This is a genomic window from Rahnella sp. CJA17(1/100), assembly GCF_963881615.1.
Taxonomy (GTDB): domain Bacteria; phylum Pseudomonadota; class Gammaproteobacteria; order Enterobacterales; family Enterobacteriaceae; genus Rahnella; species Rahnella aceris.
On record NZ_CAWOJA010000044.1, the window covers coordinates 206608 to 229248 of the forward strand.

The window sequence follows — 22641 nt, forward strand, 5'->3', positions numbered from 1 at the left end:
TCAGCCCTAAGTCTGACTCAGGGCTGTCAGCCGTTCACGCTGTGGCTATCAGACATTTTGCCGATCAATTTTCTCTTCGCCCCAGAACAAATGGTCTTCTTTGGTCTTGGCGAACGCGATAGGCAATACTTCGTCGTTACCTTCTTCCCAGATTTTCTGTGCCAGCGTCTCGTCGTTATTCGCCAGTTCGAAAATGGCCTCGGCGATTTCGTGAGAGGTTTCACGGGTATTTGCCCACGCTTTGATGTTTGACGTCGTCATCCGGTTCTCCTCATGTTGATTTCATATTCATAAAGGTGTCTCTGTTACACCGTTGCATTCACTATAACTATGGTTTCCCGATGCACTTTATGCAAATGCGGTGGCGGCAGGGCACAAAAAAACCGGCGCCTGGCAGGGTCTGTCGTTTATACTGAACGCGATTTTGAACATTTAAGGTGATGAGAATGAGCGACGATATTTTTGATTTTGACATTGATGCTGCACTGGAAACTGCCGAAGTGAAAGCAGCTGAAAAAGCAGCAGAAGTGCCTGAAGCCGTTCAGGACGAAAGTGACTGCGAAGGCTGCAAAATCTGATTTTGCACAACAAAGCAGCAAAAAGAAAACCGCTTCGGCGGTTTTTTTGTATCTGTCATTTATAACGGCTTTGCAATGTTGAACTGAATTTCCTTTGCAGCCATAGCGTTGCGCCTGGTTGGACGAGGTGGTGGATTGACGCAAATGTAAGGGTTACGTTAAGGGCTTTTTTTTGGGATAAATTCCTATAGAACAGGAAGATAGCTGGGGGTACTTTGTTACCACCTGATAAGCAGGTCGTGAGGTTCACAATGAAAAAACTAATTTTAGTTCTCGCCGTTTTGCTAACTTTGCCAGCTGTCGCACAGGCGAACGTCGAGCTTGGCGTTAATATGCCAGGGTTGTCACTGCATATCGGAGACCGTGACGACCGCGGATACTATTGGGATGGTGGTGACTGGCGTCCACCGGGTTGGTGGGACCAGCATTATCGTGATGAAGGCCGCGGGCACTGGGTTTATTACGAACCGGCCCCGCCGCCGCCACGCTACTGGCATCATGAGCACTGGCATGAAGGCCCGCCACCCGGCTACTGGCGCGATGGCCCTCCTGGGCACTGGCGTGATGGCCCTCCGGGACACTGGCGCGAAGGTCCACCTCCTCCGGGCCGCTGGTAACGAAAGTTTGATGAGTTGAATGGCAGACGTTAAAAAGATTTTGGGAACAGGGTTGGCAGTGGCGATGCAAAAGCATCCCCAATGTCAGTTCTGTTCCTTCCACATTCTCTCCCCCGCTATTAATAATTCTCTCCTAATTAATTACTTTATGAATGCAAATAATGTGATTCATTTACTTGAATTATATAAAGATGTTTTTTCATTCTATTGAGCGCAGGTGAGTTTGGAAAAAACTTTTTTAAGAGTAATTGCAGCTTGCTAACGGTCATTAATATGTTAATTTCTTGTTATGAAATCGGCAATGGATGGCTCGAATACGACACATATCTGATGAAACAGGCCGTCATACAGGGGAAAGCCCTGTCAGATATGTAACATGTCATTTAGCGAGATTATCCCTATGCAATTGATTAAAAATGATTTTGAATACCGCGCCTGGATGCTGGATGCCTATTTCTACCAGGATAAAATAGAAGGCGATAAGTTGATGACTGATGAGGAAATGGATGATTTCCTTTTTGAATATCGTCCGCTGGAATATCCGTGTTTAGGAAGTGTGACGCCATCAAAGGAATGTTCACTGGAACTGGACATCACTTTCTTTTATCGGGATCACATCTCAGATTGGGCAAAATCCATGGGACTGATAAACATTAAATAATCCGCTTCGTTATTGCTGTTCTTTATCCGTCTGAAAAAGCGCCTGAGGGCGCTTTTTGTCGTCTGGCATCAGAAATATTAATTACCGCGAACTTCAACCATAACCGGGCAGGGGGCGGCCGCGATCACTTCCGCACTGACCGAGCCTTTCATCATCCGTCCAAACGCTGAAAGCTGACGGTGGCCGATGACAATCACCGAGGCATTGATTCTTTCAGCTTCAGCCACCAGCGCTTCTCCGGCCGGACCGACGATCAGATTGCCTTTCGCACTGATCCCTGCTTGCGACAAAATTTCCAGCGCATGCCCGACCACGGCGCGTGCGGTGTTTTGCTCTTCTTCTGCCGGCGGGTAGCTGACAATTTCACCGGGAACATCGCCGTTATTTTCCAGTGCGTAAGACTCGTCAATGCAGCAGGTGACGAAAACCGTTGAAGCTCGTCCCTTTGCCAGCTGGCGGGCGAGATCAATCACGAGAAGGGATTGCTTTGAGCCGTCTACGGCTAACAAAATGACATCAAACATGGCAATTCCTTTCTTTCTTTATTTTCCACCGGATACCTGGGTTTCATCCAATTTACCAATTTCGCCAATCAGGGCATGTTTGCATTCCAGCAACGCTTCACGGATTTGCGACTCTTTGGCTGCCCGCCGGGCGGTAGGGAAAAGTACCGATACTGAGTAACGGCCTAAAATTGTATCTATTGCGATAGCCAGCGTGGTAACGCCGTTTACCGTTTCTCCCTCTTCCATCGCAATTCCGCTTTCCCGCACACTGGCGATTTTTTCCAGCAGTGAGTCAAGGGTACGCACGGTATTTTCCGTGGCGGGCTCCAGCACATCCCCGACAATAATGCGGATCTCTTCATCGGTTTTTAGCGACAGCAGGGCACGGCCGCTCGATGTGCTGTAAATGGGCAGATTCAGGCCGACGCGCGGCACCACGCGCAGTTCCCGCTCGGCCACAATGCTATGAATATTGGCGATCTGCCGACCACTTGCCCGCCCGAGCGACACCGTTTCCTGTGTGTTGTCGCAAAGCTGACGCAGAAATGGGGAGGCGATGGCGATGACATCGGTATGGACCGTTGAAACGAGTTTCAGAAGCGTCGGGCCAAGCCGTACACCGCCGCTACCTTCTGAGCGAACCAGCCCTTCTTCGGCCAGTGCGGCGACGATGCGCTGTACAGTCGAACGTGGTAAATCCACTTCATTGGCAATGGCACCGAGACTCATTCCCTGCGGATGTTTTCCCAGCGAATTGAGTATGGTGGCCGCCCGCGAGATCACCTGAATCCCACCGCTGCGTTCTTCGTCTGCCGGATTGTCCTGAGCCATGATTTCTCCTTTATCTCCGTGCGTGATCCTGTCCATAAACCTGAGTGGTCAATGTAATGGCTCAACGGGTGAAAAACAATTTTTAATCACATTGCAATACAGTGCATCGTATTATAGTATTTCCGTGTGTATCACAATGTGGTGCAATGCATCGAAATATTTGTGATGCAGGTCGCTTATTTTGCACTTCTGCGACACAAAACCTGCCTTCTTCCTATCGCCGCCATGATAAAGCGGTGGAGTTAACGATGAATCAGACAATCGCAATGGCGCCTGTTGCTGCACTGCCCGTGCCGCCCCCTTTTACGTTAAGGCTGGTTATCGGGTTACTGGGAGTTTTAATCGCCTCATTGTGTTCTGGCCTTAACGACCGTGTTACTGACATTGCGCTTGCCGATGTTCGTGGTGCACTCAGCATCAGCACAGATGAGGGCTCATGGCTGATTGGTGCCTATCAGGCGGCGGAAGTCTCCGCAATGATGCTGGCACCGTGGTTTGCCATGACCTTTTCACTGCGTCGTTTCACCGTGTTCGTCACGCTGGGTTTTGTTCTTATCGCCGCTATTTTGCCGTACACCCCAAATCTGCCGGTATTCATTGCACTGCGCGCAGTTCAGGGCGTGTTCGGTGGTGCTTTGCCGCCGTTACTGATGACGTCCGCCCTGCGTTTTATGCCGCCGCAATACAAGTTATACGGTCTGAGTGCTTATGCGCTGACGGCGACTTTCGGGCCCAATATGGCGACTTCACTGGCGGCCATCTGGACCGATTATGTCGGCTGGGAGTGGGTGTTCTGGCAGGTGATCCCACCGTGTCTGCTGGCGGTAGCGATGATTGCCCACGGACTGCCGCAGGATCCGCCGCGTTTTGAGCGTTTCCGGCAAATGGATGTCGTCGGTATGCTGACTGGCACGGGCGGGGTAACGCTGCTGGTGCTGGCCTTGCAGCAGGGAGAACGCCTCGACTGGTTCAGCTCGCCGCTGATTACGCTGATGTTTTTCACGGCGCTTGGCTTGCTGACGGTTTTCCTGGTCAACGAATGGTATCACCCGTTGCCATTGTTCAAATTACAAATGCTGAGAAGACATAATCTGGCGCACGGCTTAATCACACTGTTCGCTCTGATGTTTCTCTTCTTATCGGGCTCCGCGTTACCCGCCAGTTATATGGAGCAGGTTGGCGGATTTCGTGCCATACAGGTCGGACCGCTGGCGCTGACTATCGGTTTACCGCAGCTATTACTCGCCCCGTTGATCGCTTTTGTGCTGACCATGCGCTGGATAGACAGCCGCTGGGTGCTTGTCTGCGGATTAGGGTTGGTGGGCTTTTCCTGTTACTGGGGAACACACCTTACCGGTGCCTGGGCGCGCGATAATTTCTATCTGATCCAGGTTATGCAGGCTTTCGGACAACCGATGGCGGTCCTGCCGATCCTGATGAGTGCAACCAGTGTTGTACAGCCACTGGAAGGGCCTTTTGCCTCCGCGATGTTTAACACCACCCGCGGTTTGGGCAGCGTGATGGGCGGTTCTTTGCTGGCTGTCTTTGTCAGCCACCGCGAGCAATTCCATTCCAATGTTTTGCTCAATCACGCCGGTAGCGTGAGCTATCTGCTCTCCCAGCCTTATGGTGGCGACAGCAGCTTTCTGGCCCCGCTGAACAGCGGTGGCGCAGCGATTTCGACAGAAGTCCTCACCCGGTTTTCTCAAGGGGTGAGACAGCAGGCGCTGGTGCTGGGAATATCGGACGCCTACATGGTGATCATCGGGCTGGCACTCTCGCTGATATTGCTGGTCGCCATTTTGCCTAAACGCACATATCCGCCTCAGTCTCTGGTTAAACGCCCCTGAGTATCACATCACTATTAACCGTAGTATTCCACTCTGAAAAGTACGAGAGAACAACATCATGATAAAAACCTCACCTGTCCGCCTGAGCTGGCTGTGTGCCGCTGTGGTAGTGATATTTCTGGTTGTCATCGCCTTGTGGATACTCGGCAAGAGCACTCTACCCGTTACCGACGATGCCTTTGTTTCTGCAGATTCCACGCTGGTCGCGCCGCGGATTTCCGGCACGATTGCGGATGTTTACGTGCAGGATAACCAGATGGTGAAAGCCGGTGATGTACTTGCCCGAATCGACGATCGTGATTACCGCAATGCGGTACTGACAGCAGAAGCAAATCTGGAAACCGCTAATGCGCAGATGCTCAGCCTGACCGCGCAACTGGCGAAACAACAACAGACTATCTTGCAGGCCCGGGCACTGGTTAATGCTGATGCGGCCAGTATTGCTTATGCGCGTCAGAGTGCTGACCGTTATAAACGCCTGCTGCAAAATGGCTCCGGCACGGCCGATGCACGTGATGAGTCTGATGCCAATTTACGTTCAAAACTGGCTGCGCAGCAGAGTGATATGGCCGCAGCACTGGGCGCTGAAAAGCAGGTTGATGTACTGAAAGCGGAACAGGCAGAAGCGAAAGCTGCAATCGATTCAGCCGCAACGGCGCTGGCACAGGCGAAGCTGAATCTTTCTTATACCGAAATTACGGCGCCGGTGGATGGCGTGGTCGGGCAGCGCTCGTTGCGTATCGGCGGATATGTGGCTGCAGGAGCACGCGTTCTGGCCGTGGTGCCGCTGAAAAATGCTTACATTGTGGCGAACTACCTTGAGACGCAACTGGGTGATGTGCAGCCGCATCAGCCGGTTGAGATTAAGGTGGATGCGTTGCCGGGTGTGACCCTGAAAGGGAAGGTGGACAGCATTTCGCCTGCCACCGGCGTGACGTTTTCGCCTATTTCGCCGGACAATGCGACCGGCAATTACACTAAAGTTGTACAGCGTCTGGCGGTTAAAATTGTGCTCGACAGTAATCAGCCCGATGTGAAGCGTCTGAAAGTCGGGATGTCTGTGATCCCGACAATTGATATCACATCGCGCTGAATAACAAATTTTGAAACAAAAAGGCGACTCCGGAGATCGCCTTTTTCATGTCGCTGACTTTGTATGGGGTCAATATCCGCGTATCAGGAAGCCTGATTCTGCGGCGGATTCGCGTCGGTTGAATTCTTTTTAGCCGGATGCTGTGGTTTGCCAGAGAACAGGAACCGCAGGATCGGGATGCGCTTATGCACTTCATACAGCAAAAAGGCGATACCGAATACAAACACCAGCCCCAGCCAGAATCCCAGCCAGTCGCTGTGAATTTTCGGTGTAATGAACGCACCGTAAATCAGCGTTAAAGGATGGTGGATCAGATAGATAAACAAGGACGAGTTGACCAGATAGGTGATCCATGGCGCCTGGAAATTCAGTAAATAATGGCTGAATGAAAACACCACATTGACCATCAGGAACCCGAGCAGGGTAGTGATGATGGCATCGATTTCCATTGAGTACAGCTGTGGCGTATTGACATGTTGATTGAACATGTAAGCGGCGAACAGGAAAATGCTGACTACCCCGGCGGTCGCGGAGGGTTTCAGAAACAGTTCTTTCAGCCAGGAGAATTTATAAGCAAGTGCACCCAGGATGAAAAATGGCAGATAAAACAACGTTTGCATGACGATGAAATTAAACGCGCCGTTGGAAAGTAAATTTGGTGCAAAAAGATACAGGCTTCTGTTAAATGCCGCGTAAATTAAACCGATAAAAAGAAATATAATTGAGATTTTTCCTAAGCTATTTGTACGGCTTTTTATTATTTGAATACGACTATTCTTAATTTCTTTAATAAATTTGAAGAGGTAAAAGCAAATGCTGGTGAGAATAACCAGGGTTAACAGGAACCATAAATGTGAGACCAGTTCCCATACGGTCACATTAATTCTCTGATAAAAATCCATATTATTCCAGTCAGAAAACTTACTGGTGAATTTCATCAGGAAATAGAGCTGCGGAATCGTGATCAGCGGGAAGGCCGCCGCCAGCGGGATGGCAACCCGCTCCAGACGCACCTTCAGCCACTGCTGCGGGTCATAGCGCTCATACAGCATATAAGAAAAATAGCCCGAGATAACAAAGAACACCTGCATACGGAAGGCGTGAATAACATCATTAAATATTGTCAGGCCGTCAGAGGGTATTGCACTGTTTACCGCCCAGATATGACTGGAGTAAATCAATGATATATGGAAAGGAATACCCAGCAACATCAAATATGCGCGGATGGAGTCTAAGAAAAACTCACGTTGTGGTTTTGGCTGTGTCATTACGTATCCGTTGTAAGTAGCTCATCCTAATTTTAGAGCGTAATTTGTCTTTAAGGCTAATTTTGCACGTAAGCAAAAATGACCATCGTTGACATTAGTTTAGTTTCTAACCTTAAAACATGCTTTGTTATAGGACAAGTTTCCATAGCCGGAGTTTCATCGAATTGATATCCTTGTACCCTGTTGCGCTTAAACGGTTCATCAATGGATGAACCATCGACTGCTCAAGTTGTCGGAAACCTGACACTTCCCTTAAAATAGTTACAGTAAATGAATGAAGCGCGCGTAAAGGAGACAAGGTGTCGGATAAAAATTTTTCCATAGGGTCACGTATGATCAAAGTCCGTTTGCTAAGTGCCGCAGTGTTGATGACCATGTTCACCTCATCTGCCTGGGCTTTTTCTATAGATGATGTTGCCAAACAAGCGAAGGCGTTAGCCGATAAAGGTTACGAAGCGCCGAAAAGCAATCTTCCGTCTCAGTTCCGCGATCTCAAATTCGCAGACTACCAACAAATTCAATTCAATCATGACAAAGCGTACTGGAAAAACCTGAATACGCCTTTCAAGCTTGAGTTTTACCATCAGGGTATGTACTTCGACACTCCGGTGAAAATCAACGAAGTAACGGCTGATTCAGTCAAAGAAATTAAATACAGCCCGGACTACTTCAACTTTGGCAACGTCAAGCATGACGCTGACTCAGTGAAAAACCTCGGTTTTGCCGGCTTCAAAGTGCTTTATCCCATCAATAAAGCAGACAAAGATGATGAGATTATGAGTGTGCTGGGTGCCAGCTACTTCCGTGTCATCGGTAAAGGCCAGGTTTATGGCTTGTCTGCCCGTGGTCTGGCGATCGACACCGCGCTGGCTTCCGGCGAAGAGTTCCCACGTTTTCGTGAGTTCTGGATCGAACGTCCTAATCCGGATGAAAAGCATTTAGTCATTTACGCCTTGCTGGATTCTCCGCGTGCGACCGGTGCTTATCGTCTGGACGTTTATCCGGGTAAAGAAGCCACTGTCGATGTGCAGTCTCAGGTTTATCTGCGCGATAAAGTCGGCAAACTGGGTGTGGCTCCGTTAACCAGCATGTTCCTGTTTGGCGCAAACCAGCCTTCGCCGGTGCTGAACTACCGTCCGGCGCTGCATGATTCCAACGGCCTGTCTATTCACGCCGGTAACGGTGAATGGATCTGGCGTCCGCTGAACAATCCGAAACACCTTGCCGTCAGCCAGTTCTCGATGGAGAACCCGAAAGGCTTCGGGCTGCTGCAACGTGGCCGCAGTTTCTCTAACTTCGAAGACCTGGACGACCGTTATGACCTGCGTCCAAGCGGTTGGGTTGAGACCAAAGGTGACTGGGGTAAAGGGAAAGTTGAACTGGTGGAAATCCCGACGGCGGATGAAACCAACGATAATATCGTCGCCTTCTGGACCCCTGATCAGTTACCCGATGCAGGCAAACCGCTCAGCCTGAACTATCGTTTACATTTCACCCGTGAAGAAGAGAAATTGCATTCTCCTGATCTGGCGTGGGTTGAACGCACCATGCGTTCTACCGGAGATGTGAAACAGTCGAATCTGATCCGTGAGCCAGATGGCAGCGTTGCTTTCCTCGTCGACTTCGTCGGTCCAAACCTGAAAGCGCTGAAGAGCGACACGCCAGTCGTGTCTCAGGTCAGCGTGGGCGACAACGGTGATCTGGTTGAAAACTCCGTACGCTATAATCCTGTAACGAAGGGCTGGCGTCTGACGCTGCGCCTGAAAGTGAAGGATCCTAAGAAGGCGATCGAAATGCGCGCTTCTCTGGCCAATGGCGACAAAACTCTGAGTGAAACCTGGAGCTATCAGCTGCCTGCAAATGAATAAGTCAATGCACTCTACTCAAGATTATGTAGAAGCTTTGCCGCTTACTGATGAACAGAAAGCGGCGCTCTCTCAGCAGCTTCCCGCTGAGCCGGGGCAGGCTTTTGCTACCGTACATCACCGTTTAGGCGGTGATGCCTCGACCACAACTGATGCGGCCGATCCTGATGCGCCATTGGTGTCAGTGAAAGCCCGCGTCGGCGCAAGCTGGCCTGATGCCCTTGAAAAGGGCTCGTTAGACGAAGTCGATAACGAAGGGCGTACGATTGCCAGCGCCATGCCACCGGTTAAACGTTCCAGCATGTTCCCTGATGTCTGGCGCACCAACCCGGTCGGGCGTTTCTGGGACAATATGATGGGGCGCAGCGCGGTTTCGCGTCACTCTACATCAGATATGCCCGAGTCAGAAAAGCGCTGGCGTCACGCCGGTTCCGTGCGTCGCTACATCCTGCTGGTTCTGATGCTGGTGCAGACGGCGATCGCGACCTGGTACATGAAAACCATTCTGCCGTATCAGGGCTGGGCGCTCATCGATCCAAGCGATATGCTCAATCAGGACTGGCAACAGTCGGTTCTGCAACTGCTGCCTTACGTTTTACAGACCGGGATCCTGGTGCTGTTCGCCATTCTGTTCTGTTGGGTGTCGGCCGGTTTCTGGACGGCATTGATGGGCTTTTTACAATTGCTCATCGGTCGGGACAAATACAGCATTACCGCCTCGACGAAAGGTAATGAGCCGCTGAATCCGAACAACCGTACCGCGTTGATCATGCCGATTTGTAACGAAGACGTGGAGCGCGTTTTCGCGGGTCTGCGTGCAACGTATGAATCGGTTAAAGCGACAGGTGATTTGGATCAGTTTGATATCTACGTGCTGAGCGACAGTTACGATCCGGATATCTGCGTAGCGGAACAAAAAGCCTGGATGGAAGTGTGCCGCGACGTTGAAGGTCACGGACGTATTTTCTATCGCCGTCGTCGTCGTCGTGTGAAACGTAAAAGCGGTAACATTGATGACTGGTGCCGTCGCTGGGGCGGGGAATATGCCTATATGGTTATTCTCGATGCTGACAGCGTCATGAGTGGCGAATGTCTGACCGGCCTGGCCCGTCTGATGGATGCCAACCCGAACGCCGGTATTATCCAGTCTGCGCCAAAAGCGTCAGGCATGGATACGCTGTATGCACGTTGCCAGCAGTTTGCGACCCGTGTTTACGGTCCGTTGTTTACCGCCGGTCTGCATTTCTGGCAGTTGGGCGAATCCCACTACTGGGGCCATAACGCCATTATCCGTGTGAAACCGTTCATCGAGCATTGTGCGCTTGCGCCATTGCCCGGTGAAGGCTCCTTCGCCGGTTCCATCATGTCTCATGACTTTGTGGAAGCGGCATTGATGCGTCGTGCGGGCTGGGGCGTGTGGATTGCTTATGATCTGCCGGGCAGTTATGAAGAGTTGCCACCGAACCTGCTTGACGAGCTGAAACGCGACCGTCGCTGGTGCCACGGTAACCTGATGAACTTCCGCCTGTTCCTGGTGAAAGGGATGCATCCGGTTCACCGTGCGGTATTTCTGACCGGCGTGATGTCTTATCTGTCCGCGCCGTTATGGTTTACGTTCCTGGCTTTGTCTACCGCATTGCAGGTCGTGCACACGCTGATGGAACCGCAGTATTTCCTGCAACCCCGTCAGTTATTCCCTGTGTGGCCGCAGTGGCGTCCTGAACTGGCGATAGCCTTGTTCTCGACCACCATGGTGTTGCTGTTCCTGCCAAAACTGCTGAGTATCGTGCTGATTTGGGCGAAGGGGGCGAAACAGTTTGGTGGTGCATTCCGTCTGCTGATTTCCATGTTCCTCGAAATGCTGTTCTCAGTATTACTGGCGCCGGTACGTATGTTGTTCCACACCGTCTTCGTGGTCAGCGCGTTCCTGGGTTGGGAAGTGGTCTGGAACTCACCGCAGCGTGATGACGACGATACTCCGTGGGGCGAAGCCTTTAAACGCCATGGTTCTCAGTTGTTGCTGGGTGCGGTCTGGGCTGCCGGTATGGCGTGGCTGGACTTGCGTTTCCTGTGGTGGCTTGCGCCAATCGTATTCTCCCTGATCCTGTCGCCAATCGTCTCTGTGCTGTCGAGCCGTGCAACGCTGGGGATTAAGAGTAAGAAGGCCAAGCTGTTCCTGATCCCGGAAGAATACGATCCTCCGCGTGAACTGGTGGCTACCGAGGAATACCTGGCGCTGAACCGTTCGCGTAAGCTGCAAAATGGCTTTATGCATGCGGTCTTCGATCCGGGCTTCAACGCACTGGCAACGGCGATGGCAACATCCCGTCACCTGTTGCGTGAAACGGTAGAAAACGGCCGTCGTGCCCATCTGGAGCATGCGCTGAAAACCGGTCCTAAGGATCTGGGCAAGGCGGATCGTCTGATTCTGCTGAGCGATCCGGTGCTGATGGCGCGTTTACACTCTGCGGTGTGGACGCAACCTGATCAGCAGACCTGGAGTGCTTACTACCAGCAATTACCTCGCAATGCGCAGGCATTCCCTGTCACTCAGACGCTGGAAGTTAAACCCGCCTGAAAATGACATTGAGTGAATAAAAAAACGGGCAGTATGTGAAAACATACTGCCCGTTTTCTTTGTGATGAAAGACGGGTTACTCTTTAGCAGGTCATGCAGGAATTTTACCTCGCCTTAACATAAGGCAGGCGCTGTGCATGATAAGCTGACAGCGCTGTTCAGCGCTTCTGAATGTGCCTCTTTTGAATTGAATCGACAGGTTGGGTGAGTGATTAATCGGGTTATTTTTCGCGGATGCGTGCTGGCGTTACTGGCGACGGTACTGACCGGATGCGGCAGTATTATCAGCCGGACTGTGCCGGGACAGGGGCATGGCAACCAGTATTATCCCGGTGTGCAGTGGGATTTGCGGGACAGTCCGTGGCGTTATGTCACCGTCATCGATGTTCCGCTGTCGATGATTGTCGACACTTTCATGCTGCCGGTTGACGCCCGCCACGGGCCTTACGAATAAAATAACTTAATCAATATCACGACCCGGATACTCGTCTTCATCGTCCCATTCTTCAGCTGCCGCTTTACCTTCTTCAGTATCCAGCGGCGGTTCATGCTGGTATTCACCTTCATCCCATTCATACAACGTGGCTTCTTCCTGCCATTCTTCTTCGAGTTCTATCTGATCATAGTCCTCATCAAAGATAGCCTGCGCCGACGCACCGCTGCGGAACGTCAGCGCTTCGATGGAATCCCCTTCACCGCTGAGGAATTCCGCCTGCCACATCACATCGCCATCCTGCATGATGTATTTCTGCAGATTAAACTGGTCCGGAACTGGCTCCTCGTCGTCATGGATCCTATCCTGCGCGGCTTCAAGGAATTCTTCGCGGGCGGCATCAATAGCTTCTTCCAGCGTTGCATACATGCTCATTGTTGTCTCCTGAGTTGAAACTGTTAATGGTTGTGCAGCAAATAGCGTTATTAATGAACAAGTAACGGCCATCTGACAGGGAAAAACCTGATTAAATGATTGTTGTCTATAACTGACAGGATGCAAGTTTTCAGACTAAATCAGTCGGATTTATTTCTGCTATTCTCAATTTCTCGCTGGCGACTTTGCGGCGGTTTAAAAAACGGGAGTGCACATGGTTTCACGACAATCAGTATTACGGGTGGCGCGCCCGACGGACAATCTTGAGCAGGTAGCCCGCATGTATTCGCAGGGGCTGGGTTTCGACATCATCGGCAGTTTTAGTGACCACCAGGGGTTTGATGGCGTGCTGGTCGGGCATCCGCATCATCATTATCATCTCGAGTTTACCCATCATCACGGTTCCTCCGTGGGGCGAGCGCCCACCGAAGATAATCTCCTGGTGTTCTATATTCCTGATAATCAGCAGTGGCTGACGCAGTGCGAACGGATGCTGCAGGCCGGTTTTATCGTCGTGCCTTCGTTTAATCCCTACTGGGATGAATGCGGTAAAACCTTCGAGGATATTGACGGTTATAGGGTGGTGCTGGCTTTGCGGGACTGGACGGCATAGGCACGAATGTCAGCGGAATTTCAGCTTTGCAAAGGCTGTGAGGGGAGAGGGTAAAAGTTTAGCAAACCGGCTACACGGGCAGCGTTTGAGGCATAAAGTGATTCAGACTTCTCAAGATAAGGTGAATGTTATGAAGACTCTTTCCCGCGTTTTGCTCATGCCGCTGTGTGGCCTTGGCGTATTATTCAGCGTGGCCAGTACCGCGGCTGAAAATACACATCCCCAATCACCGATAGAACAGCCGCACGGGTTGCCACCCTTCCACGGTGAGGGCATGCTGCCACCGCCGCCAATGATGGTCGGCTTTTGCCATCCGGGGCAACTGTTCTGTGCCAGCGTAGCCAGTGATAACCCGACTGAAACTATTCAGAAACTGACGTCGATACTTCCGGCTACAACGGCAGGCAAGCATTACGAAGTGCGTCTGGCCGTCGTCGAGGTGCCGGATTACATGCCAGTGCCGCCGCTGGCAGAAAAATCTCAATAAGCCTGTTGCTGCTTCGTCGGCTGGAATTTAGTCAATCATGGCCTGATGAGGCCGGCGTTGCAGACACCAGTACGAATATCCCGCGTTGAATAACACCACCATCGCCGTAACAAAAAATACCGTCCGGAAGCCGTAACTGGCTGAGACCGCCGCACCCAGTAACGGACCGGTGACATTGCCCACATCACGGAACGACTGGTTGTAGCTGAATACCCGTCCTGCTACCTGATTAGTGCAGTTATAGATGAGCAGGGTCTGAACGGCCGGCAGCAATGCGCCATCGCAGGCACCCAGCAGAAAACGCAAAATACCCAGTTGCAGGGGAGTTTGTACCAGGGCCATCGGGATCAGCAACAACACAGATAACGCCATCATCGCCACCAGGATCCGCTCGGGGCCAATCCGGTCGCCGAGTTTGCCTAAACGCGGTGCACTCATCAGCGCGGCCACGCCAGGTACCGAAGCAATCATGCCGCTGATAAACGCCAGGTTTTGTGTATTACCGGCCAGCTCCCGTACGTAAAGCGTCAGGATCGGCGCAATTGAACCCGTCGCCACCTGAATAATCATGGTGGTGACAAACAAACACAGCACCAGTTTAGGATTTTTCAGCGAGGCAAAGACCTGCTTACGGTTCAGCATGTCTTTTTTGCTCACCGGGACAAACTGCTCACGGATAAAATAAAGCGTCATGATGAAACACAAAAACAGCACCGACGCGGTGATAAAGAACACCGGACGCAAACCATAGCTGTCCGCCAGCAACCCTCCGACCAGTGGCCCGAGCAGCGCACCGCTGACACCGCCAGTTGATAACGTACCCAGCGCCCAGCCGCTTTTATTGCGTGGGATTTGTGTGGCGATCAGCGCGTTAGCATTGGGAACAAATCCGCCCAGCAAGCCAAGTAACGCGCGAAGAATCAGGAACTGCCAGATATTCTGCGCGAATCCCATTAATACCATGACGATGGACATGCCGAGTGCGGATCGCAGCAGCATGATTTTGCGGCCTTTACGGTCCGCGAGTCCGCCCCAGAAGGGGGAGGCGATGGCGGAAAACAAGAAGGTGATACTGAAAACCAGCCCCGACCACATATTCAGGGATTCATGACCGGTTACGCCGAGGGTTTCCACGTAAAGGGGCAGGAAGGGCATGATCAGACTGAATGCGGCACCGGTCAGGAAGCAACCGATCCAGGCGACAAACAGATTACGTTTCCAGTTAATGGGATCTGGGGCGATTTCAGGTTCAGAGGCCGAAGTCATAAAATACCGAAGAAAGAGGTCAGATTCGCTCTGGAATGACAAAAAGAAACAAGGCAGAGCATAAGTAACAATCAATTGGCTTAATAATTATGCGCCTAATTATCATTCACTTCAATGATGTTAACGAACTGTAACAAGCGAAGTGAAATACAGGTTCAAAAAGTCTGGAGGAGTGAAGGAGAGCAGATGAAAGCCAAAAAAACGGTCAGCAAGGAGGCTGACCGCGACAGACAAAGAATTAAAGACGCAATACTAAAACCGGATCTTAGCGCAGGGCTTCGTTCTTCATGACAGAGTAACGGCCGCTGCCCAGGAACATGATGACCAGACCACCAAAGAAGTACAGAGCTTCACCTTCCAGCCCCCATGCACCGACTTCAGTAACGGTGAAAAATTTGCCACCCACGACCAGGAAAACTGCCACTAAAATGTTGAATGCCAGCACCAGAGCGGCAGGGCGGGTCAAGATGCCCAGAATAATCAGAACCGGCGCAATCACTTCACCGATGTACGCACCGTAAGCAATAAAGCCCGGCAGGCCATCAGCCTGTAACATCTGTGCAATCCAGCCCACGCCATTTTCCATTTTTGCTACACCGTGGAATAAAACTAAAATACCAAAAGTCAGACGCAACAAAAGCTTACCAAAGTTCTGATGATCAACAGCACGGGTAAAAGCGGAGTTCAGTTTTGCCAACATAATGTGTTCCTTGCAAAGGTAACATGCCTTTAAGAGGCGGGAGGCACGCGGCTCCAAAATCAGCGGAGTAATCACATGCAGAAATTATGGAGAGAGTATTGGCCTAAAACGGGTGGGATCAAATCTGATAAGTTTGAAGAAGTCTGTGAAAAAAACTGATGAAGCAAATCAAAAAAACCGGACCTGCGGCTGCCGGACCGGTTCCGGGTGATTAATCGCTAAGGGCTTTATAGAGCGAAGGCTCACCTTGCGGGCGTGTTTTAAAACGACGGTGCAGCCACATATATTGCTCCGGCGCCTGACAGATCTCGTTTTCCACCACTTTGTTCATATACGTGGCGGCAACCACTTCATCATCCAGCGGGAAGTCAGCGACCTGAGGGTGAATAATCATCTCATAACCTTCCCCTTTGGGCAGACGGCGCGGAGTGAAGGGAATAATTGCCGGTTTGCCCATGCGTGCCAGCAGATATGTCCCGGTGGTGGTGGCGGCTTTATCGACCGCGAAGAACGGTACAAATACGCTGGCGCGCGGGCCGTAGTCATGATCAGGCGCGTACCAGATGATGTCGCCTTGCTTGAGGCTGCGGATCATCCCTTTGAGATCTTTGCGATCCAGCATCCCTTTATTCGAGCGCATACGGCCTTTGGTCTGGATCCAATCCATCAGCTTGTTATCGTGAGGACGGTAAACCCCCACGCCAGGATTATGGATACCAAAGATACGTGCACCCAGTTCCAGCGTCAGGAAATGTACACCGATCAGCAGAACGCCTTGTTTGTTATCACGCGCATGCTGGATATGTTCCAGACCGCTGACTTTGAACCAGCGCTCGATGCGCCAGTCTGGCCAGAACCACGCCATGCCGGTTTCAAACAACCCCATGCCGACGGATTCGAAATTTTTCACAATCATATCTTCGCGCTGTTCCGGACGCATATCCGGGAAACACAATTCGATATTGCGTCTGGCGATTTTATAGCGACGTTTCAGGAAGCGCATTGAGAAGCGACCTAGCCCGGTACCGATGCGATAAATAACCGGATAAGGCAGTAACACCAGTGCATAAAGCAGTCCCAGACCCATCCAGGTGATCCAGTAACGAGGGTGCAGTAACGAACGATTAAAGGTTGGTACCTGAGTCATAGAATCTCTGCGTCAGTGAGTCGAAGTAGAAAGTTTATAAGCTCTGTCTAATGCAGCAGCCTGCCACAGAAACACGCACACATATTCATCCGGAATATGTGTTGTCCGTTATCTTCTGCAGCAAAGTGACATATTGTGGCATTTTTTTGATGTGAGGTGAAAATTCACGGCACTAATACCTCATTTATTTATAGGTTGAGTGAATGAAAAACAAAACGAATTCTCATTAATGTCCCAGCATATTCATTCACCATCAATTCAAATATCAATAGAGAATGTCTTTTTGTCAATGAAACGGGCGGCTGTCGGGCCGCCCGTGATCACGTTTGCAAAATCCCCTTTCTGGCGACTTTCGCGTTAATCTTAAATCTGGTTATTATTCCGGCAGGAAAAGGCCTTTGACGCTATGCGGTTCGCTGCGCCAGTACTGTTTCGGCGCGGCCACTTTTTCCCCCAGTTTTGCCGCTGCATGCCAGGGCCAGCGCGGGTTATACAAAATACCGCGTGCCAGAGCAATCATGTCTGCCTGTCCGGTGCCGATAATGGCTTCCGCCTGTTCCGGTTCAGTGATCAGACCCACAGCGATCACCGGCATTTTCACATAACGCTTAATGCCATCAGCAAATGGCACCTGATAGTTCGGGCCGACGGTGATTTTCTGATGCGGACTCAGACCGCCGCTGGAGACGTGAATGTAGCTGCAACCCAGTTCATCAAGCGCTTTGGCGAGTTCAATGGATTGCTCCAGATCCCAGCCTCCCTCCACCCAGTCGGTGGCGGAAATACGCACACCAATCGGTTTTTCTGCCGGGAATGCCGCACGGATTTCCCCGAAGATCTCCAGCAGCAGGCGCATACGGTTTTCCAGTGAGCCGCCGTACTGGTCGGTGCGCTGGTTTGAAAGTGGCGACAGGAACTGGTGCAGCAGATAACCGTGAGCGCCGTGCAGTTCCAGCAGATCAAAGCCCAGACGGTCGGCGCGACGAACTGTATCGACATAGGCTTTTTTCAGCTCAGCGATTCGCTCCAGCGACATTGCCTGCGGGGCCTCAGTGCCTTCGGTGAAGGCGACGGCGGAAGGCGCAATCGTCTGCCAGCCACCCGCTGACTGGGCGATTTGTGCTCCGCCTTGCCACGGCGCAGCACACGACGCTTTACGTCCCGCATGTCCGAGTTGCAGGCCAAGTGGCATATCGCTGTTTTCACGTAAGCCGGTCACTAAATCCTTCATGGCCGCTTCGGTTGCATCGTCCCACAAGCCCAGATCCTGAGCCGAGATACGCCCCACGGCCTCGACAGCGGTCGCTTCCAGGATCAGCAAACCCGCACCTGAAAAGGATAACTGCCCGAGATGCGCGTGATGCCAGGACGTGGCTTTCCCTTCGTCGGATGAATACTGGCACATTGGCGCGATCACGATGCGGTTAGCGAGTGTCAGCTTCCCTAAGGAAATCGGTTCAAAAAGCTTACTCATGTTTCATGCCCCTTAAAATTCAGCGTGGTGATGGACTACAAGAATAGATAACAACTAAGAATAGGTTATCGCATTTCAAAAATGGGCAATGTACAGCAGGTGTTTTTCTCCTGACGAATTTGCAACGGGAGATGTCCTCATTGTTGCTTTAATGTATAATCTTGCCGCTTCAAAAGTAGCTATTCGGTATCAATAGTTAAATTCCCCTGAAAGACAGGAACGTACACCATGCCAGTGTTACATAACCGTATTTCTAATGAGGAACTGCGTGCGCGCATGTTGGCTGAAACTGAGCCCCGCACTACGGTTTCTTTTTATAAGTATTTCCAGCTCGAAGATCCAAAAGCCTTTCGTGACGCCCTGTACGTCAGCCTGACACGCCTTAACGTATTTGGCCGTATTTACGTAGCAAAAGAAGGGATTAACGCACAAATCAGCGTGCCGCAAAGCCAGTTTGAAGCGTTCAAAACCGTGCTGTTTTCCAGCCATCCGGCGCTGGATCAGATCCGCCTGAATGTCGCGCTGGAAGATGATGGTAAATCCTTCTGGGTGTTGCGTCTCAAAGTGCGTGACCGCATTGTCGCGGACGGGATTGATGATGATTCTTTCGACCCGTCAAATGTGGGTGAGTACCTGAAAGCCGAACAGGTCAACGCCATGATTGACGATCCGGACACATTGTTTGTCGATATGCGCAACCACTACGAATACGAAGTGGGGCATTTTGATAATGCGATTGAAGTCCCGTCTGACACTTTCCGCGATCAACTGCCTATGGCCGTTGATATGCTTAAAGAAGACAAAGACAAGAAAATCGTGATGTATTGCACTGGCGGCATTCGCTGTGAGAAAGCCAGCGCGTACATGTTGCATAACGGTTTTAAAAACGTCTATCACGTGGAAGGCGGTATTATCGAATATGCACGCCGTGCCAAAGAGCAGGGGTTACCGGTAAAATTTAAAGGCAAAAACTTTGTCTTTGATGAGCGTATGGGCGAGCGTATTTCCGATGACGTGATTGCACACTGTCACCAGTGCGGTGTGGCCTGCGATAACCATACCAACTGCAAAAACGACGGCTGCCATCTGCTGTTTATTCAGTGCCCGACGTGTGCAGCGAAATTTGACGGCTGTTGCAGCGAAATCTGTATGACAGAGTTGAAGCTGCCAGTAGAAGAACAACGTGCATTGCGCGCGGGTCGTGAGAATGGCATAAAAATATTCAACAAGTCCAAAGGCTTATTGCAAACCACCATGCATATTCCGGCCCCTGAAAACGACTGACCGGCGTGTATAAAAAAGCCCTGAATGGCGGCAGCGATTCAGGGCTTTATACGTTGAGGGAAGGGGATTACTTCTCCTGCACACCCTCGACCGAAATAATCAGCTCGACATTCTGCGATGCCGGACCGAGATCGGTAGTAATTCCATAATCCTTCAGCGCGATGGACCCTGCCGCTTCAAAACCTGCACGATAACCGCCCCATGGATCCTTGCCCTGACCGAGCAACTTAGCCTGTAACGTTAAAGGTTTGGTGACGCCGTTCAGCGTGAAATCGCCAGTCACTGCCAGATTTTCACCTTCTTTCTTCACTGATGTTGATTTGAATGTGGCCTGCGGATGTTTGCCAACATTCAGGAATTCAGCGCTGCGCAAATGTTTGTCACGTTCGGCGTGATTGGTGAATACGCTGGTGGTGTTAATCGTGACATTCACTTTATCCGCAGCGGGATCTTTCTCATCAAAGGTGAATCCGCCATCGAAATCATTAAAGCTGCCGTACAGCCAGCTGTACCCTAAATGCTTGATACGGAATTCAATAAAAGCGTGCTGACCTTCTTTGTCGATCTTGTAGCTGGCTGCCGTTGCCGAACCCGCCGCCAGTAACAGCGACGCCAGGGTTAAACCCAGAGTGGTCTTTTTCAACATGGTTATTCTCCGTTTATCCATAATATGAACAACATAAGTAAAGAGCTGACCGTGAGCCGGATCAGCGCCCCAGCATGCGGGTCAGGGTGCTGTCACGATCGATGAAATGATGTTTAAGCGCGGCAAGGGCGTGAAAACCTGAGATGATCACAATGCCCCACGCCATCCACAGATGCAGCGTGCCCGCGATATCGGCCTGTTGTTCCAGTCCAGACAGTGTGGCAGGGATCTCAAACCAGCCGAAGACACTGACAGGCTGACCTTCAGCCGTCGAAATCAGATAACCGCTGATCAGAATGCCGAACAGGCCGATGAACAGCAGAACATGAGCCAGCCAGGCGCCAATACGCGTTTTCACGCTGTAGCTTGCCAGCGGCTTAGGTGGCGGAGAAATAAACCGCCAGGCAAGACGGAATACCATCGCAGCAAAAATCAGGATGCCGATACTTTTATGTATTTCCGGTGCACGGTGATACCAGGTGTCGTAATAGCCCAATCCGACCATCCATAATCCCAGTGCAAATAAACCATAAACGGCCACAGCGATGAGCCAGTGAATTAACACTGAAATATGGCCAAAGCGTGCAGGTGTATTTTTCCACAGCATAAGATGATGTTCTCAGTGAAGAGGGTGTTTGTGGAAAATAAACATTTGGAAACATATTGGCAAACTATTATTTTCAAATTAACCGATTAATTTAACTTGTTCATTATTTTTGATGGTATCAGGAAGGTTTCCTTCAGTGCTTTTGCTTTTGTTATCTTACGGCGGTTTTGATTATATCGATTTCAGTGATGACAGGGGTCTGTAAGGTTTTGTCATCGAAGGTAAAGTTAATCATGATACTAAAAATTTGAGTAAAAATAATGATTTCAGGAGTGATTAATCCTTGTTGATGCTTTTCATTAGCCGGTCATTTTGATGTGAACATGAAGTTTTGTTATTCAGGCTATCAATCTAAATGTTTCTTAAATAAAACGTAAATATGTTAAAGGTTGGTTCTCGAGGTGATCGAGATCAGTTTGTGATATCAGACAATATTTATAATTCTCAATAATCCTGATTAGGAATTTTTTTATAGATTAATATTTGATGTTTGCCGGTGTGGGCGCTTTAGCTGAATTAAAAGAGCACCATCCGACATCACATGGAGAGTGACATATGTTTCCTGCAATGAGCCGTTTTATGGCAGTGCCAGTGCTGCTGACAACATTATTATTCCCCCTGACCCGTGTGGCGGCACAGCCTTTGCCGACGGTGACCACTGCGACCATCGCCACTCAACCTGATGGCGTCAGCCGGACCTATCTCGGGCGTCTTGAAGCTGTTCAGGCCGTCAATGTAACCAGCCGGACTGAAGGATTTATCGCCCGCCGGGCCTTTGAGGAGGGGCAGTTTGTGAATGCCGGCGACGTCTTGTATGAAATCGATCCCGCCTTGCATCAGGCGGCTGTCGCTCAGGCCAAAGCCCAGCTCGACAGCGCCAATGCTACCGCACGCCATGCACAAACCCATCTGAACCGCATACAGCGTCTCGGTGATGCGCGTACCGTCAGCCAGTCTGATGTCGATACCGCGCTGGCTGCCCGTGATACCGCCCGTGCGGCTGTCGCGCAGGCGCAGGCGGCGTTAAAAATGCAGGAACTGCAACTAAGCTATACCCGCATTACGGCGCCCATTGCAGGGCGCATCGGCGTGAGCCATTTTCATACCGGCAGTCTGGTGAATCCGGCCAGCGGTGCACTCACGGAAATCGTGCAACTCGATCCGGTACGTGTGGTGATTTCAGTGAATGAACGTGATGTTCTCAGTGCCAGCCACAGCAGTAGCACGCTGGAAGACGCTTTCTCTGCCGATAACATGACGCTTTCTCTGCGCTTATCGGACGGTTCACCTTATATGAAAGCGCCCGTGCTGGAATCCCTCGGCAATCGTATTGATGCGCAAACAGGGACCTTGCCGGTCAGGCTGACCGTGGCAAATCCAGACCATCGTTTGCTGCCGGGGGGCACCGTGAATGTGGCCGCAGAGCCGCGTTCCGGACATTCTCTGCCGGTACTGCCTGCGCAGGCTTTGCAGCAAAATGCGGCAGGGCACTTTGTCTTGCTGGTGAATGACGGACAGCGCGTGGAAGCACGCCCGGTGCGTCTTGGTGCACAAACGGGATACGGCTATTTCGTCATTGAGGGTTTGCAGGGCGGAGAAAAAGTTGTGACAGAAGGCCTGCAATGGATCCGGCCAGGTATGGAAGTGAATGCACGGGCTGCTACGGATGCCCCGGATATGGCCGCGAAGAAACGTTAAGGAA

23 protein-coding genes are annotated in these 22641 nt (G+C 51.1%); 12 read left to right on the plus strand and 11 right to left on the minus strand.

Features of this window, described 5'->3' with window-relative positions; translation table 11 throughout:
- Window positions 1-48: 48 nt before the first annotated feature.
- Entirely contained in the window at window positions 49-261 is a 213-nt protein-coding gene (locus AACU55_RS17860; protein ID WP_013576286.1) for a YccJ family protein, read from the minus strand.
- A 185-nt stretch (window positions 262-446) separates the two neighbouring features.
- Here AACU55_RS17860 and AACU55_RS17865 point away from each other — a divergent pair, with 185 nt between their 5' ends.
- The 3 genes from AACU55_RS17865 (at window position 447) to AACU55_RS17875 (ending at window position 1856) form a co-directional block, all read left to right on the plus strand.
- Window positions 447-578, plus strand: coding sequence for a hypothetical protein (locus tag AACU55_RS17865; protein ID WP_013576285.1), 132 nt, complete (start codon window positions 447-449; stop codon window positions 576-578).
- 251 nt (window positions 579-829) lie between these two features.
- Window positions 830-1195 carry a DUF2502 domain-containing protein gene (locus tag AACU55_RS17870; protein ID WP_072012304.1) on the plus strand — a complete coding sequence of 122 codons (366 nt, stop codon included), beginning with the start codon at window positions 830-832 and terminating at the stop codon, window positions 1193-1195.
- A 400-nt stretch (window positions 1196-1595) separates the two neighbouring features.
- Window positions 1596-1856 carry a hypothetical protein gene (locus AACU55_RS17875; protein WP_013576283.1) on the plus strand — a complete coding sequence of 87 codons (261 nt, stop codon included), beginning with the start codon at window positions 1596-1598 and terminating at the stop codon, window positions 1854-1856.
- Window positions 1857-1933: 77 nt separating this feature from the next.
- On the opposite strand, the gene AACU55_RS17880 is transcribed toward AACU55_RS17875, so the two are convergent.
- Entirely contained in the window at window positions 1934-2380 is a 447-nt protein-coding gene (locus AACU55_RS17880; RefSeq protein WP_134705865.1) for a universal stress protein, read from the minus strand.
- Between the two features lie 18 nt (window positions 2381-2398).
- Window positions 2399-3193 (minus strand): IclR family transcriptional regulator, encoded by a 795-nt coding sequence (locus tag AACU55_RS17885; RefSeq protein WP_013576281.1) that lies wholly within the window; start codon window positions 3191-3193, stop codon window positions 2399-2401.
- 248 nt (window positions 3194-3441) lie between these two features.
- On the opposite strand from AACU55_RS17885, the gene AACU55_RS17890 reads away from it, so the two are divergent.
- Window positions 3442-5043, plus strand: a complete 1602-nt coding sequence (locus AACU55_RS17890) for an MFS transporter (RefSeq protein WP_134705866.1) — start codon at window positions 3442-3444, stop codon at window positions 5041-5043.
- 58 nt (window positions 5044-5101) lie between these two features.
- A complete protein-coding gene (locus AACU55_RS17895; RefSeq protein ID WP_013576279.1) occupies window positions 5102-6136 on the plus strand; it encodes an HlyD family secretion protein in 1035 nt (344 codons plus the stop codon).
- 83 nt (window positions 6137-6219) lie between these two features.
- Here AACU55_RS17895 and mdoC read toward each other — a convergent pair whose 3' ends face one another.
- Window positions 6220-7404, minus strand: a complete 1185-nt coding sequence (gene mdoC / locus AACU55_RS17900; RefSeq protein ID WP_013576278.1) for a glucans biosynthesis protein MdoC — start codon at window positions 7402-7404, stop codon at window positions 6220-6222.
- Window positions 7405-7736: 332 nt separating this feature from the next.
- Here mdoC and AACU55_RS17905 point away from each other — a divergent pair, with 332 nt between their 5' ends.
- The 3 genes from AACU55_RS17905 (at window position 7737) to AACU55_RS17915 (ending at window position 12301) form a co-directional block, all read left to right on the plus strand.
- Window positions 7737-9272, plus strand: a complete 1536-nt coding sequence (locus tag AACU55_RS17905; protein WP_013576277.1) for a glucan biosynthesis protein G — start codon at window positions 7737-7739, stop codon at window positions 9270-9272.
- Complete coding sequence (mdoH, locus tag AACU55_RS17910; protein WP_037037278.1) at window positions 9265-11847, plus strand: glucans biosynthesis glucosyltransferase MdoH; 2583 nt, start codon at window positions 9265-9267, stop codon at window positions 11845-11847. The genes AACU55_RS17905 and mdoH overlap by 8 nt, the downstream gene beginning before the upstream one ends.
- A gap of 208 nt (window positions 11848-12055) precedes the next feature.
- Window positions 12056-12301, plus strand: a complete 246-nt coding sequence (locus AACU55_RS17915) for a YceK/YidQ family lipoprotein (RefSeq protein ID WP_037037281.1) — start codon at window positions 12056-12058, stop codon at window positions 12299-12301.
- Between the two features lie 6 nt (window positions 12302-12307).
- On the opposite strand, the gene AACU55_RS17920 is transcribed toward AACU55_RS17915, so the two are convergent.
- Window positions 12308-12715 (minus strand): MysB family protein, encoded by a 408-nt coding sequence (locus AACU55_RS17920; RefSeq protein WP_134705867.1) that lies wholly within the window; start codon window positions 12713-12715, stop codon window positions 12308-12310.
- Between the two features lie 214 nt (window positions 12716-12929).
- Between AACU55_RS17920 and AACU55_RS17925 the strand changes: the two genes are divergently transcribed.
- Both AACU55_RS17925 and AACU55_RS17930 read left to right on the plus strand, forming a co-directional pair.
- Complete coding sequence (locus AACU55_RS17925) at window positions 12930-13328, plus strand: VOC family protein (RefSeq protein ID WP_013576273.1); 399 nt, start codon at window positions 12930-12932, stop codon at window positions 13326-13328.
- Between the two features lie 130 nt (window positions 13329-13458).
- A complete protein-coding gene (locus AACU55_RS17930; RefSeq protein WP_134705868.1) occupies window positions 13459-13815 on the plus strand; it encodes a hypothetical protein in 357 nt (118 codons plus the stop codon).
- Between the two features lie 27 nt (window positions 13816-13842).
- Here AACU55_RS17930 and mdtG read toward each other — a convergent pair whose 3' ends face one another.
- From mdtG to AACU55_RS17950, 4 genes are all read right to left on the minus strand, one after another.
- Window positions 13843-15081, minus strand: a complete 1239-nt coding sequence (gene mdtG / locus AACU55_RS17935; RefSeq protein ID WP_013576271.1) for a multidrug efflux MFS transporter MdtG — start codon at window positions 15079-15081, stop codon at window positions 13843-13845.
- A gap of 265 nt (window positions 15082-15346) precedes the next feature.
- Complete coding sequence (locus AACU55_RS17940) at window positions 15347-15781, minus strand: DoxX family protein (protein ID WP_013576270.1); 435 nt, start codon at window positions 15779-15781, stop codon at window positions 15347-15349.
- A gap of 211 nt (window positions 15782-15992) precedes the next feature.
- Window positions 15993-16928 (minus strand): Kdo(2)-lipid IV(A) acyltransferase, encoded by a 936-nt coding sequence (locus tag AACU55_RS17945; protein ID WP_013576269.1) that lies wholly within the window; start codon window positions 16926-16928, stop codon window positions 15993-15995.
- 376 nt (window positions 16929-17304) lie between these two features.
- Window positions 17305-18402 carry an NADH:flavin oxidoreductase/NADH oxidase gene (locus tag AACU55_RS17950; protein ID WP_013576268.1) on the minus strand — a complete coding sequence of 366 codons (1098 nt, stop codon included), beginning with the start codon at window positions 18400-18402 and terminating at the stop codon, window positions 17305-17307.
- A gap of 228 nt (window positions 18403-18630) precedes the next feature.
- On the opposite strand from AACU55_RS17950, the gene trhO reads away from it, so the two are divergent.
- The gene (trhO, locus tag AACU55_RS17955; RefSeq protein ID WP_013576267.1) at window positions 18631-19686 is read left to right on the plus strand and encodes an oxygen-dependent tRNA uridine(34) hydroxylase TrhO; all 1056 of its coding nucleotides are present in this window, start codon (window positions 18631-18633) and stop codon (window positions 19684-19686) included.
- Window positions 19687-19753: 67 nt separating this feature from the next.
- Here trhO and AACU55_RS17960 read toward each other — a convergent pair whose 3' ends face one another.
- Window positions 19754-20329 carry a YceI family protein gene (locus tag AACU55_RS17960; protein ID WP_015690191.1) on the minus strand — a complete coding sequence of 192 codons (576 nt, stop codon included), beginning with the start codon at window positions 20327-20329 and terminating at the stop codon, window positions 19754-19756.
- A 64-nt stretch (window positions 20330-20393) separates the two neighbouring features.
- Window positions 20394-20939, minus strand: a complete 546-nt coding sequence (locus AACU55_RS17965; protein WP_013576265.1) for a cytochrome b — start codon at window positions 20937-20939, stop codon at window positions 20394-20396.
- A 555-nt stretch (window positions 20940-21494) separates the two neighbouring features.
- On the opposite strand from AACU55_RS17965, the gene AACU55_RS17970 reads away from it, so the two are divergent.
- Window positions 21495-22637 carry an efflux RND transporter periplasmic adaptor subunit gene (locus AACU55_RS17970; RefSeq protein ID WP_134705869.1) on the plus strand — a complete coding sequence of 381 codons (1143 nt, stop codon included), beginning with the start codon at window positions 21495-21497 and terminating at the stop codon, window positions 22635-22637.
- The last annotated feature ends 4 nt before the right edge of the window (window positions 22638-22641 follow it).